At 64.3% G+C, this 12,180-nt stretch carries 12 protein-coding genes and 2 tRNA genes; 6 read left to right on the top strand and 8 right to left on the bottom strand.

The features are described from left to right. Positions 1-21 precede the first annotated feature (21 nt). Both ACVJ5M_RS18545 and ACVJ5M_RS18540 read right to left on the bottom strand, forming a co-directional pair. Positions 22-561, bottom strand: a complete 540-nt coding sequence (locus tag ACVJ5M_RS18545) for a cupin domain-containing protein (RefSeq protein ID WP_231142244.1) — start codon at positions 559-561, stop codon at positions 22-24. Between the two features lie 160 nt (positions 562-721). Beyond that, positions 722-1,009 (bottom strand): usg protein, encoded by a 288-nt coding sequence (locus ACVJ5M_RS18540; RefSeq protein WP_014494242.1) that lies wholly within the window; start codon positions 1,007-1,009, stop codon positions 722-724. Positions 1,010-1,387: 378 nt separating this feature from the next. On the opposite strand from ACVJ5M_RS18540, the gene ACVJ5M_RS18535 reads away from it, so the two are divergent. The 3 genes from ACVJ5M_RS18535 to ACVJ5M_RS18525 all read left to right on the top strand — a co-directional run bounded on the left by ACVJ5M_RS18535 (position 1,388) and on the right by ACVJ5M_RS18525 (position 4,178). Then, positions 1,388-1,702: a co-chaperone GroES gene (locus ACVJ5M_RS18535; protein WP_008139213.1), complete on the top strand. Its 315-nt coding sequence runs from the start codon at positions 1,388-1,390 to the stop codon at positions 1,700-1,702. 44 nt (positions 1,703-1,746) lie between these two features. Continuing rightward, the gene (gene groL, locus ACVJ5M_RS18530; RefSeq protein WP_071912538.1) at positions 1,747-3,387 is read left to right on the top strand and encodes a chaperonin GroEL; all 1,641 of its coding nucleotides are present in this window, start codon (positions 1,747-1,749) and stop codon (positions 3,385-3,387) included. Between the two features lie 173 nt (positions 3,388-3,560). Next, positions 3,561-4,178 carry an SEL1-like repeat protein gene (locus ACVJ5M_RS18525; RefSeq protein WP_231142245.1) on the top strand — a complete coding sequence of 206 codons (618 nt, stop codon included), beginning with the start codon at positions 3,561-3,563 and terminating at the stop codon, positions 4,176-4,178. A gap of 96 nt (positions 4,179-4,274) precedes the next feature. Here the strand turns inward: ACVJ5M_RS18525 and lepB are convergent, their stop codons facing one another. The 5 genes from lepB to ACVJ5M_RS18500 all read right to left on the bottom strand — a co-directional run bounded on the left by lepB (position 4,275) and on the right by ACVJ5M_RS18500 (position 7,850). After that, the gene (gene lepB, locus ACVJ5M_RS18520) at positions 4,275-5,021 is read right to left on the bottom strand and encodes a signal peptidase I (RefSeq protein ID WP_231142246.1); all 747 of its coding nucleotides are present in this window, start codon (positions 5,019-5,021) and stop codon (positions 4,275-4,277) included. Between the two features lie 163 nt (positions 5,022-5,184). Beyond that, positions 5,185-6,348, bottom strand: coding sequence for a slipin family protein (locus ACVJ5M_RS18515; protein WP_231142247.1), 1,164 nt, complete (start codon positions 6,346-6,348; stop codon positions 5,185-5,187). Between the two features lie 335 nt (positions 6,349-6,683). Beyond that, positions 6,684-6,749 (bottom strand) — tRNA-Asn (locus ACVJ5M_RS18510). Positions 6,750-6,753: 4 nt separating this feature from the next. Continuing rightward, positions 6,754-6,823: transfer RNA gene (locus ACVJ5M_RS18505), tRNA-Phe, on the bottom strand. Positions 6,824-7,016: 193 nt separating this feature from the next. Next, positions 7,017-7,850 (bottom strand): LysR family transcriptional regulator, encoded by an 834-nt coding sequence (locus ACVJ5M_RS18500; protein WP_085404363.1) that lies wholly within the window; start codon positions 7,848-7,850, stop codon positions 7,017-7,019. A 127-nt stretch (positions 7,851-7,977) separates the two neighbouring features. On the opposite strand from ACVJ5M_RS18500, the gene ACVJ5M_RS18495 reads away from it, so the two are divergent. The 3 genes from ACVJ5M_RS18495 to ACVJ5M_RS18485 all read left to right on the top strand — a co-directional run bounded on the left by ACVJ5M_RS18495 (position 7,978) and on the right by ACVJ5M_RS18485 (position 10,696). After that, complete coding sequence (locus ACVJ5M_RS18495; protein WP_231142248.1) at positions 7,978-8,571, top strand: cysteine hydrolase family protein; 594 nt, start codon at positions 7,978-7,980, stop codon at positions 8,569-8,571. Between the two features lie 12 nt (positions 8,572-8,583). Beyond that, on the top strand, positions 8,584-9,222 hold the full coding sequence (locus tag ACVJ5M_RS18490; RefSeq protein WP_231142249.1) for a glutathione binding-like protein: 639 nt from the start codon (positions 8,584-8,586) through the stop codon (positions 9,220-9,222). A 109-nt stretch (positions 9,223-9,331) separates the two neighbouring features. Next, positions 9,332-10,696 carry a caspase family protein gene (locus tag ACVJ5M_RS18485; RefSeq protein WP_231142250.1) on the top strand — a complete coding sequence of 455 codons (1,365 nt, stop codon included), beginning with the start codon at positions 9,332-9,334 and terminating at the stop codon, positions 10,694-10,696. Between the two features lie 38 nt (positions 10,697-10,734). On the opposite strand, the gene ACVJ5M_RS18480 is transcribed toward ACVJ5M_RS18485, so the two are convergent. Then, positions 10,735-12,171, bottom strand: coding sequence for an NAD-dependent succinate-semialdehyde dehydrogenase (locus ACVJ5M_RS18480; protein WP_231142251.1), 1,437 nt, complete (start codon positions 12,169-12,171; stop codon positions 10,735-10,737). Between the last annotated feature and the right edge of the window lie 9 nt (positions 12,172-12,180).

Genomic DNA, 12,180 nt, shown 5'->3' with positions numbered 1-12,180 from the left:
TGCGCGCGCCCCGGAATGACATCAGGCCTTCAACTCCACCGTCCTGAACTCCGCCGGCAGGATCACCTCCAGCAGCTCCACGTCATCCGAATAATCCAGGATCATGTGCTTGATCTTCGGCGGCTGGGTCCAGGCGCTGCCTTCCTTCATCAAGGTCTCGCCCTGCCCGTCCATGTAGGTCTTCACCCAGCCCTTGAGCACGTAGACCATCTGGAATTCGACGTCGTGGAAGTGCAGCTTCGAGACCTCGTTCGGATCGCAGGGGCCTTGCAGGCGGATCACGTGCGCCTGTGCCAAGCCATGCGAAGCTTCGGCGATGCCGAGATCGCGGTACTTGGCGTAGGTGCGCAGGCCGTCGGCCTTGAAGTCTTCCTCGCGGTGATGACTGATGGCGATGCGCTGCTTGGGACGGGCGGCCTTTTTCGGAGCGGCCTTTGCCGGTGTCGTGCGCGCCTTCGCCTTCACCGCCTTGCGCGCCGAGGATCGTGCCACGGCCTTGGCTCCGCTCCGCTTCTTCACCGCGGCCTGGGCTGCACTGCGCGATTTTGTTTTCTTGGCCATGGGCCGCCTCCCTGTTGTTATAGGCGGAGGCTAGCACAGAACGAGATATCGTAGGGTGGGCAAAGCGAAAGCGTGCCCACCATTGCCAGATGCAATCGTGGAGAGATGGTAGGCACGGCGCGAGCGCGCCTTTGCCCACTCTACGATGCCGGCGCGCTGTTCAATGCAGCCGGAACACGCCATCCACGGCGCGCAGCTCGGCCGGCTTGATCAGCTTGGAATGCGCGACGGTCACCGAATGGAGCGGACCGTCGAGCTTCTCCTGCCAGAACGCCAGGAAATCCTTCAGCGCCGGAAATTTCGGAAACATGTCGTAGTTCTGCCAGACGTAGGTCTGGAGAAGCGAGGGATGATCGGGCATCCGATAGAGAATTTGCGCCGTCGTCAGCCCGTAACCCAAAAGCTGTTTCCGGAAATCTTCGGAAACGCCCCCACTCCGCAAGCCCATGCCAACCTCCTTTGCAGGAGCGCATTCAAGGGGCGGCTTGGTCGGTGTGCGCCTTACGAGCCACCCGGTACTGATGCGCTCACATGAGAGAAATGTGACGCAAACTGACAATCCATCTCAAGCCTAAAAGTTTAACAAGCTGTTGAAATTCAATGCTTTAGCAGCAGAGGCGGCTCCGTGCTAATACGGTCACCGGGCGGGTTAACGATGGTAAAGAGATTCTGGCACCCGGGCCTTCAGAGTGCCGATTTTTCTGCTAGAAGCCCTTGCCCCCGCAAAATTCCTGTCCTATTTCAGCCTCGCTTGTGCTAGCACTCGCTGGCACAGACTGCTAACGCCAAAAAATTCCCATACCGTGCAACTACTTAGGAGGACTGCATGAAATTCCGTCCGCTTCACGACCGCGTCGTGGTCAAGCGTATCGACGCAGAAGAGAAGACCGCCGGCGGCATCATCATTCCCGACACTGCCAAGGAAAAGCCCTCGCAGGGCGAAGTCGTCGCCGTCGGCCCCGGTGGCCGCGACGAAGCTGGCAAGCTGATCCCGATCGACCTGAAGGTCGGCGACCGCGTGCTGTTCGGCAAGTGGTCCGGCACTGAAGTCAAGATCGACAACGTCGACCTGCTGATCATGAAGGAAAGCGACATCATGGGCGTCCTCGACGTCCCCGCTTCCAAGAAGAAGGCGGCCTAAGAGCCCCCTCTCCCCACCAGCTAAACACCTAAGGAAAAATCCAGATGTCAGCTAAAGAAGTCAAATTCGGCGTCGATGCACGCGACAAGATGCTGCGTGGCGTCGACATCCTCGCCAACGCCGTCAAGGTGACGCTCGGCCCCAAGGGCCGCAACGTCGTCCTCGACAAGTCGTTCGGCGCTCCCCGCATCACCAAGGACGGCGTCACCGTCGCCAAGGAGATCGAGCTCGACGACAAGTTCGAGAACATGGGCGCGCAGATGGTGCGCGAAGTCGCCTCCAAGTCGGCTGACGCGGCCGGCGACGGCACCACCACCGCAACCGTGCTCGCGGCTGCGATCGTTCGTGAAGGCGCAAAGTCGGTTGCCGCCGGCATGAACCCGATGGACCTGAAGCGTGGTATCGACCTGGCCGTGGAAGCCGTGGTCGCCGACCTCGTCAAGAACTCCAAGAAGGTCACCTCGAACGACGAGATCGCCCAGGTCGGCACCATCTCCGCCAACGGCGATGCCGAAATCGGCAAGTTCCTCTCCGACGCCATGAAGAAGGTCGGCAACGAGGGTGTCATCACCGTCGAGGAAGCCAAGTCGCTCGAGACCGAGCTCGACGTCGTCGAGGGCATGCAGTTCGACCGCGGCTACATCTCGCCCTACTTCGTCACCAACGCCGACAAGATGCGCGTTGAGATGGACGACGCCTACATCCTCATCAACGAGAAGAAGCTCTCCTCGCTGAACGAGCTGCTGCCGCTGCTCGAGGCCGTGGTGCAGACCGGCAAGCCGCTGGTCATCGTCGCCGAGGACGTCGAAGGCGAGGCGCTCGCCACCCTCGTCGTCAACCGTCTGCGCGGTGGCCTGAAGGTCGCGGCCGTCAAGGCTCCGGGCTTCGGCGATCGCCGCAAGGCCATGCTGCAGGACATCGCGATCCTGACCGGCGGCCAGGCGATCTCGGAAGATCTCGGCATCAAGCTCGAGAACGTCACGCTCAACATGCTCGGTCGCGCCAAGAAGGTGATGATCGACAAGGAGAACACCACGATCGTCAACGGCGCCGGCAAGAAGGCCGACATCGAGGCGCGCGTGGCCCAGATCAAGGCGCAGATCGAGGAGACCACCTCGGACTACGACCGTGAGAAGCTCCAGGAGCGTCTCGCCAAGCTCGCAGGCGGCGTTGCGGTGATCCGCGTCGGCGGCGCGACCGAGGTCGAGGTGAAGGAGCGCAAGGATCGCGTTGATGACGCGATGCATGCGACCCGCGCGGCGGTCGAGGAAGGCATCGTCCCGGGCGGCGGCGTCGCCCTGCTCCGTGCCTCCGAGCAGCTCAAGGGTCTGCGCACCAAGAACGACGACCAGAAGACCGGCGTCGAGATCGTGCGCAAGGCGCTGTCGGCTCCCGCTCGCCAGATCGCGATCAACGCCGGTGAAGACGGCTCGGTGATCGTCGGCAAGATCCTGGAGAACAAGACCTACGCTTACGGCTTCGACTCCCAGACCGGCGAGTACGTCAACCTGGTCACCAAGGGCATCATCGACCCGACCAAGGTGGTCCGTACCGCGATCCAGAACGCAGCCTCGGTTGCCGCGCTCCTGATCACCACGGAAGCCATGGTCGCCGAGCTGCCCAAGAAGGGCGGCGCCGGTCCGGCGATGCCCCCGGGCGGCGGCATGGGCGGCATGGACTTCTAAGTCCGGCCACCTCAAGGACTACGAAACCCCGGCAGCGATGCCGGGGTTTTTGTTTTGGGGCGGCGCCCCGATGCAACGCCTTGTGGCGACCTGCGAGCGCACCTACAATTCAAAGGTGTATCCTTCGGATCACTAATGCTGCAGGATCCCGTGGAGCCCTGACGAGAATTGCAATGCCGCACCGCAAGATACGTCCGCTGCTGGCAGCCCTTGTCATGATCTCCGCTGCGGGCCTTTCCGCGCCGACGCCCGTAGACGCGGCGGACAACAATGACGCGATTGGGAAGATGGAAGGGACATGGCCGGATTGGCTTCCGCGAGCCGAGCAATGCCCCGCTGACTCCATGCCGGCGAACGCGGGCGCACCTGCTTTTTCGATCGAAGGATGCTCGGCTGCGGCGGAGCAGTGCCTTGATCGCTGTCGGGCGGGCAACGCGAGCGACTGCTACGCAGCCGCACTCGTCGTCCAGCGGATGATCAAGACCGGGCCGCTCTCCGATGCGCTGTTTCTGAGGGCCTGCAAGCTCGGCGTTGCTTCAGGCTGTACGAACGTTGCCGCCAGCATGGAAGACAGCGGCGACTATGCCTGTCCCAATCGGACGTATGAACTGGCATGCGGCCGAGACGATCCCTGGGCCTGCACGATGATGGGATTTCACTTGATCAAAGGTATCGGCGTCGAAAAGAACAACGACCGGGCGCGGCGTTTCTTGGCGAAATCCTGCCGCTTTGGCGACACGGACGAAGCCTGCGCAAAAGCGAAGGCCTTTCTGAAAGAGATTGGCGACTGAAGGGCTCGGCCCGACGACCTTCGGGAAACGAACCTTGCGGACGAATGAATTCCGGGCTCGGCGCTACGCGCCGCCCCGGAATGACGGCGGCGCCCCTCACCACACCTTCCCCAGCCGCACCATGTGCGGCTCGCCGTCTTCGTCGAGCGACCAGATGATCCGCGTCACCTTGCCGATGAGATTGTCCATCGGGATGAAACCCATCACTGACATCAGCCGGCTGTCGGACGAGTTGTCGCGGTTGTCGCCGAGCGCGAAGAAATGGCCGGGGGGCACCGTGAAGACGTCCGTGTTGTCGAGATAACCGTTGTCGACGCAGTCGTAGGTTATGTAGGACGCGCCGCTCGGCAGCGTCTCGCGCCAGCGCTTGACCTTCGCGCCATCATCGGTGCCGCAGGCAGAGCCCGCGGGCACCTCCTTCAGAGGGACGCGCGTCACGGGGCGATCGTTCAGGATGAGTTGCCCCTTCCGCATCTGGATGCGATCGCCTGGCAACCCGACCACGCGCTTGACATAGTCGGCCGAAGTCCCCTTCGACGAGCGGAATACGACGACGTCGCCGTGTTCCGGATCGGCGGCCCGGAAGCGGCCCGAGATCCATGACGGCGCGAACGGAAAGGAATAGCGGCCGTAGCCATAGGCATATTTTGCGGCGAAGACGTAGTCGCCGACGACCAGCGTCGGGGTCATCGAGCCGGAAGGGATGTTGAACGGCTGATACAGGAAGAAGCGAAACAGGAACGGCGGCGACCACAGCACCGGGATCAACAGGATCAGGACGACGATCGCTTTCCATTCCCGCGGCCGGGCCGTAGGGCGGATCGTTTGCTGAAGAGTGGTCATTCGCTTGCCATGATCGAGATTGTGGTCGTCACCGTGAGATTACGCAACCTTCGCGCGCGTGCAATACCCACTCATGGTTTTGGTCGCACGGGCGCGCGCACGCGTTCATCGCAAGCGTCGACAATGGAGATGTGAAGGGCCGCCCGTGGGCGGCCCTCCTGCTTCATGCGCTCTCGGGCGCCTTCAGGCGCACGAGCCGGGTCAGGAGGGCATCGAGGCCCTCGCCGTTGCCGGCATGGAGGTCGATGCGGCCGACCTTCTCGACCAGCCGCTCCAGCGACTCCAGCTCCTTGAGCCGCAGCAGCAGGGGGTTCTCCTCCATCAGGCGGGCGGTGTTCAGGAGTGAACGCGTCGCCGCGGTCTCCTCCTGCCGGCGGATCAGGTTCGCCTTCGCGACCCGCTCCGCCTCCACCACCTTGTTCACCAGCTCCCGGATCTCGCCGGGCAGGATCACATCCTTGACGCCGAGCTCGGTCACCTCCGTGCCGGACTCCGCGACGCGTGCACGCACATAGTCGCGCAGCTCCGCATCCAGCGCCGCCTTCGCAGACAGCACCTCGTCCAGCGTCCGGCCCGCCACCGCCTCGCGGATCGCGAACTGCACCAGCCGGTACAGCCACGCATCCACGTCGGGCACGGTCGCAACCGTGCGCTCGGGATCGACGATCCTGCGGAACGCCGTCAGCGTCACCCGCAGCGCGATGCGATCCCTGGTCAGCATCTCCTGCGCGGTGATCTCGACCGCCTGGGGCCGCAGGTCGAGGCGCTTCACCTCGATCTTGCGGCCGACGGTCCAGAAGGCGTGCCGGCCGGGCGCAAGCCGCTCCACGAGCCGGCCCTCGACATAGAGCAGGCCCGCCTCGTGGTTCTCGACCACCGCTTCCATCACGACGGTCGAGCGGTTGCGCTCGATCATGGTCAGGTGCCGCGCGCCAACCCGGGGATCGGCGGACACATCGATGCGCTCGACATCGATGCGGGTCGCGACCTTCCAGTAGACGCGCACCTGCCAGGGCGTCATCAGATGCACGGGCCGGCCGTCGAGGCTGACGATGGCGATCTCGTCCGCCTTGGTCTCGATCGCCTCGAACAGCTCAGCGGCCAGATCAGGCCGCGCGGCCTTCAGCACCGCGTAGCGATCCGCAGGGAATTCGCTGCGAACCACGTCGAGCACCTCGGCCTTCAGCTCGTGCAGGGGATCGAACAGCCGGTGCTTGCCGGGCGCGAGCACGCGCACCAGCTGTCCGTTGCGCGTGAGCAACGCGCGCTCGCCATCCTTCACCGTCACGTTCAGCATCAGCAAATGCCAGGTCTCTTTAGATGTCATGGCACGCCTCCTTCGTTTGCGCCCGGCCGGATGCCTGACAGCAGGTTTCGTTTGCAAAGGACGTGAGGACGCGGACGACGCTTCCCGGGAAATCGGCGGGCCGGGGCTTGAGCTTGCGCGATGACGGGCGCACGCGCGCGATCGCTCGACGCGTGTCGAGCGGTCATGCGGAGCCACCCGGCATCAGCGCAAGCGGTATCGACCCGCGGCGCAAAGCCGGTCTCACAGTGTCTAGGTTCGGACGGAAAGCCTTTCGGCAAAACGGCCGGACTGCGACTGAAGCGCGCGTCCGGTCCTCGTCAGAGGTATCAGCTTTTCAGGCTGAAACGGAGCGCTGGAGCGGGATTCGAACCCGCGACAGGATGAGTAACAGTCATCTGCTCTACCAAACTGAGCTATCCTTTGTGCAAGAGACCGGAATCGAACCGATGCCTTCGGGTGTTCAGCCCGACGCTCTCCATGAGCTACGTCCTGCGTTTGCCCTTCATTCGGCGGAACACGAAACCGCAGAGCGGCTCGCGCCAGTCGGGATCTCAGAGAGCCCGAACCCATGGCCTAGCGAAGGAGGGCGCTAATAGACGAAGCACGTTCGGGTTGCAAGGGGGAAAGCCAAGATTTTTCGTCACGCACTCCGCACTGTGACGCGATGATCACAATGCGATGTGACGTCAACCGCGCGACGTTTCCTGAAAACACGCCCTCACCCAGTCGATCGTCACACGCGTCGCGGGATCGCGCTTGAGGTGATTTTGCACGAGCAGCCAGGCGTCGCGCCGCTTCGGCAGTAGCGTGGCGCGCAGGCGGCGATCGCCGAGCAAGTCCGCGCAAACATATTCCGGCAACACGCCGGCGGCCCGATGCGCGCGGATCAGGTTACGGATGACGCGAACGTTGTCGGTGACGCAGCGCGCGCGGGGTTGCTTCATGCGCAGGAATTGCATCTCGGGAATGGCACCGAGTTCGTCCGGATAGGCGCACAGCACCGGTTCGCCCTCGGTCGCAACAGGCTCGAAATAATAAATGCGGATCTCGCCGAGCCTGGAGATCGCGAAGTCACCCTTGTCGGGTTTGCGCAGCCGGATGGCGAGATCGGCTTCCCAGCGCGAGAACTTGACGTTCTCGCTCGAGGTGAGGAATTGCAGCGTCAGGCCGGGATTGGCGCGCAGGAAGTCGCTCGCGCGCGGCGACAGCACCTCCTCGGCGAACGTGTTGGTGGAGGCGATGCGCAGGCGGCCCACCGGACCTGCCAGGCTCGCGCCGACGCGACCGATCTCGGCGGCATGTGCGGCCATCGCCTCGACATGCGCCAGCACCGCCTCGCAACTCCGCGTCGGCCGGCGGACGCCGTCCGCGGCCTCGAACAGACGCAAACCGAGCGCACGCTCGATGCGCGAGAGCCTGCGCCCGACCGTCGTCTCGTCAATGCGCAGCCGCGCGCTGGCGCCCGCGTAGGTGCCCTCGTCCCTGACGGCGGCGATGATGCGCAAATCGTCCCAGTTCATAGCGTCAGGTTATACCGGCCTGGAGCAGCCTGCAATATCGCAGCCACCCGCTGGCAATATCCCTGCATATCAGCAGGCATTCCCGGGCTATGTTTGTGCAGCCTTTTGCCCCGGAGATTTCCAGACCATGACGACCGCAAAGACCCTGCTGCAGCTCGCCGGTGCCGATCTCAACCCGCCGCGTCTTGGCGACGCCGCGCTGGTGCTGATCGATATCCAGAACGAATATCTTGCAGGTCCCCTCGCTTTGCCCGACGCGCGGCCCGCGATCGCACGGGCGGCTGCGCTCCTGGCACGGGCCCGCGAGAGCGGAGCCGCGATCATCCATATCGCCCATCGCGGCAAGGCCGGCAGCCTGTTCGATCGCGGCGCTGAGCGCGGCGCCATCGTCGCCGAGCTGAGCCCCCGTGCCGGCGAGCTGGTGATCGAGAAGGAGTTGCCCAATGCATTTGCCGGCACTGATTTGCAGGCGCGCCTTGCCGCAACCGACAGGAAGAACATCGTGCTGGCCGGCTTCATGACGCATATGTGCGTCAGCTCCACCGCCCGTGCCGCGCTCGACCTCGGCTTTCGCACGACTGTTGACGCCGATGCCTGCGCCACGCGCGACCTGCCCGACGGCCGCGGCGGCACGCTGGACGCCCGGACCATCCACGAGGTTGCACTCGCCGAGCTATCCGACCGCTTCGCGATCATCGCGCGCGGCGATGCGCTGAAATAACGGAGCAACGCGATGCTGCAGCTCTATTTCTCGCCGATGGCCTGCTCGCTTGCGAGCCGCATCGCGCTGATGGAGGCCGGCCTCGATGCGCGTTATCATCTGGTGCATCTCCGGACCAAGACGGTCGCCGACGACGACGGCGATTTCCGCGGCGTGTCGCCGAAGGCCGCGGTGCCGGTCCTGGTGCTGGAGAACGGCGAACGGCTGACCGAAAGCGCGGCGGTGCTGCAATACATCGCCGATGCGAAGCCGGAGGCGGGTCTCGCGCCCCGGTTCGGCGATCCCGACCGCTACCGCCTGCAGGAATGGCTGAGCTTCGTCGGCACCGAGATCCACAAGGCATTCCTGTTTCCGACCTTCTGGTACAAGGACGACGGCTCGCTCGCCAAGCCGCGTGCGAGGATCACGCAGACTCTGTCGGTGCCATCAGCGCATCTCGCGGACCGCGAATTCCTCGTCGGCGACCGTTTCACCGTCGCAGATGCCCACCTCGCCTGGGCCCTGCTGCTGCTCCGTCCCGCGGGCGTCGACATCGCGCAATGGCCAAGCCTGTCGGCCTATCTTGCGCGCATGCAGGCGCGGCCCGCCGTGCGGGATGCGATTGCGACCGAGATGGAGCTGCGCAAGACGGTGGCGGCAAACCCGGCGTGACAGGATGTCACGGTCGCCAAATCTGACCGGGCCACAGCGAGGGCATTGATACCGACGCGGCATGCGCTAATCTGGGGCATATTTTTCGATATTTCCCTGGAAGGCATTCATGCGTGCTCCTTCTGGAATTTTGCGTCATTTTTTCCTGCCCCTCCTCGCCCTCTGGCTGAGCCTTGGACTGGGCCTTGGTCCCGCATCGGCGGACACGCGGGTCGCGCTGGTGATCGGCAACGGCGCTTATGTCTCTACAGCGCAGCTTCCCAACCCGTCGCATGACGCCGAAGACGTCGCAGCCTCGCTCAAGCGCAGCGGTTTCGAGGTGTTCCAGGGTATCGACCTGCGCCAGGCCGACATGCAGGACCTGACCATCCGCTTCGCGCGCGCCGCCAGCCGCGCCGACGTCGCGATGTTCTACTACAGCGGCCATGCGATGCAGTACAACGGCGTCAACTATCTGATGCCTGTCGATGCTGTGCTGACGGATGAAGCAGACCTCAAGCGCTTCGTACGTGTCGACGACATCGTGAACGATTTGCAGCAGGCCAAGAATTTGCGCATCCTCGTGCTCGATTCCTGCCGCGACAATCCGCTGGCCGAAACCTTGAAGCGCTCTGCCGGCTCGACGCGCGCCGCCTCGATCGGACGAGGCCTGTCGAAAGTCGAGGCGCCGCGCGGCACGATCGTGTCGTTCTCTACGCAATCAGGGCAGGTCGCCGCCGACGGCACCGGCCGCAACAGCCCCTACACGACCGCGTTCCTCAAGCATATCGAGGAACCGCAGGAAATCGGCGACGTCTTTCGCGACATCAGCAGCGACGTCTATGACTCCAGCGGCAAGACCCAGCTGCCGGAGCTCTCGCTGTCGATCATCGGCAAGTTCTACCTGAACGGGCCTGTAACGGTCACGGTCGCGCCGGCGGCCCCCCAAGCTGCACCGAAGGCCGATCCCTGCGCGGCCGCCGAGGCGCACTGGAAGGCTGCTGAGGGCATCGGCACGCTGGGTGCCTTTGAGGATCATCTCGCGAGATTCCCGAACTGCATCTTCGCCACCCTCGCCAAGGCACGCATTGAAGGCCTGAAGCAGAAAGTGGCGGTCGCGCCGAGCGGCAATGCCAGAACCACCGGCAGCAAGGATTTCGACGGCAGCTGGGACGTGACGTTGAACTGCCCGGCTTCCGGCAAGGCGCAGGGCTTCACCAGGCCCCTGGTCGCCACCGTGACCAATGGCGTGTTTCACGCCGAGGTGCAGGGTCCGGGCGGTGTCAATCGGCTGGAGATCGACGGCCAGATCCCCGCGGACGGCAAGACGACCTTGAGCGCGCGCGGCACGACCGGGGCGAGCACCTACACACTCAACAATCTCGCACCCGGCTCGCCTTACGCCTTTACGGTCGATGCGCAGTTCGATCGCACCCGTGGCAGCGGAAAGCGCAACGAGGCGCGTGCCTGCAACCTGGTTTTCGTCAAGCGCTAAGCCGCGCGATGATCGCGCGGCCTCGCGTGCACGCCCGCTCACACGCCCGTCTGGCTGATGAACTTGGTGTTGAAGTAGCCTTCCATCGCCTCGGTGCCGCCTTCCGAGCCATAGCCGGAATCCTTGATGCCGCCGAACGGCACCTCGGGCAGCGCCAGACCAAAGCTGTTGATCGACATCATGCCGGCCTCGACCGCCGCGCCGATCGCAGCCGCCGTCTTGGCCGAGCTGGTGAAGGCGTAAGAGGCAAGGCCAAAGGGCAGCCGGTTCGCCTCCTCGACCACGTCGTCGAATGACGAGAAGCGGGAGATCAGGGCGAGCGGGCCGAACGGCTCCTCGTTCATCGCGCGCGCATCCTTCGGCACATCGCTCACCACGGTCGGCTCGAAGAAATGGCCCTTGTTGCCGACGCGCTTGCCGCCGGTCTCGAGCCAGGCGCCCTTGCCGACGGCATCCTGCACCATGCCTTCGATGGCGGTGACGCGGCGCGGATTGGCGAGCGAGCCCATTTTGGACTCGGGATCGAGGCCGTTGCCGACCTTGAACGCCTTGGCGCTGTCGACGAATTTGTCGACGAATTCGCGGAACACGTCGTCCTGCACCAGCATCCGCGTCGGCGAGATGCAGACCTGGCCGGCGTTGCGATATTTCGCCGCCGCGAGAATCTTCGCAGCCGACGCGACGTCGGCATCCCCAAAGACGATCGCCGGCGCATGGCCGCCGAGCTCCATGGTGGCGCGCTTCATGTGCAGGCCCGCGAGCGCGTTGAGCTGCTTGCCGACATGGGTCGAGCCTGTGAAGGAGATTTTTCGGATCACCGGATGCGGGATCAGATATTCGGAGATATCCGACGGCACACCGTAGACGAGGTTGATGACGCCGTCGGGCACGCCCGCGTCCGCAAACGCGCGGATCAACTGCGCGGGCGAAGCTGGCGTCTCCTCCGGCGCCTTGACGATGATCGAGCAGCCGGCGGCGAGCGCAGCCGAGAGCTTACGCACGACCTGGTTGATCGGGAAATTCCACGGCGTGAACGCGGCGACCGGGCCGACCGGCTCCTTCATCGCGATCTGGTAGATGCCGGGGCCGCGCGCGGGGATCAACCGGCCGTAGGCGCGCTTGGCCTCCTCCGCGAACCACTCGATCACGTCAGCGGCGGCCATTGCCTCCATCCTGGCCTCGCCCAGCGTCTTGCCTTGCTCCATCGTCAGCAGCGGCGCGATCTCGTCATTGCGCTCGCGCATGATCGCGGCGGCCTTGCGCATGATCCGGCAGCGCTCGAACGGCGCGACGTTGCGCCAGATCTTGAAGCCGGCGGAAGCGGCGGCGAGCGCCTCGTCGAGATCGGATTGGCCGGCATGCGCGACGGTGCCGATCACCTCCTCGGTCGCGGGATTGCGCACCTCGATCGCTTTGCCCGAATGGGCCGGGCGCCATTTGCCGGCAATGAAAAGCTGCGTGTTCGAATAGGCCAACGGAGTCTC

It is taken from the genome of Bradyrhizobium sp. S3.7.6, from assembly GCF_054061875.1.
Note: the sequence above shows the minus strand (reverse complement) of the source record. Positions and strands in the feature narration are given on the sequence as shown.

What these genes read in the sequence shown, in the direction of transcription:
- ACVJ5M_RS18545 (WP_231142244.1), bottom strand. Translation starts at nt 561, where the DNA reads ATGGCCAAGAAAACAAAATCGCGCAGTGCAGCCCAGGCCGCGGTGAAG.
- ACVJ5M_RS18540 (WP_014494242.1), bottom strand. Translation starts at nt 1,009, where the DNA reads ATGGGCTTGCGGAGTGGGGGCGTTTCCGAAGATTTCCGGAAACAGCTT.
- ACVJ5M_RS18535 (WP_008139213.1), top strand. Translation starts at nt 1,388, where the DNA reads ATGAAATTCCGTCCGCTTCACGACCGCGTCGTGGTCAAGCGTATCGAC.
- groL (WP_071912538.1), top strand. Translation starts at nt 1,747, where the DNA reads ATGTCAGCTAAAGAAGTCAAATTCGGCGTCGATGCACGCGACAAGATG.
- ACVJ5M_RS18525 (WP_231142245.1), top strand. Translation starts at nt 3,561, where the DNA reads ATGCCGCACCGCAAGATACGTCCGCTGCTGGCAGCCCTTGTCATGATC.
- lepB (WP_231142246.1), bottom strand. Translation starts at nt 5,021, where the DNA reads ATGACCACTCTTCAGCAAACGATCCGCCCTACGGCCCGGCCGCGGGAA.
- ACVJ5M_RS18515 (WP_231142247.1), bottom strand. Translation starts at nt 6,348, where the DNA reads ATGACATCTAAAGAGACCTGGCATTTGCTGATGCTGAACGTGACGGTG.
- ACVJ5M_RS18500 (WP_085404363.1), bottom strand. Translation starts at nt 7,850, where the DNA reads ATGAACTGGGACGATTTGCGCATCATCGCCGCCGTCAGGGACGAGGGC.
- ACVJ5M_RS18495 (WP_231142248.1), top strand. Translation starts at nt 7,978, where the DNA reads ATGACGACCGCAAAGACCCTGCTGCAGCTCGCCGGTGCCGATCTCAAC.
- ACVJ5M_RS18490 (WP_231142249.1), top strand. Translation starts at nt 8,584, where the DNA reads ATGCTGCAGCTCTATTTCTCGCCGATGGCCTGCTCGCTTGCGAGCCGC.
- ACVJ5M_RS18485 (WP_231142250.1), top strand. Translation starts at nt 9,332, where the DNA reads ATGCGTGCTCCTTCTGGAATTTTGCGTCATTTTTTCCTGCCCCTCCTC.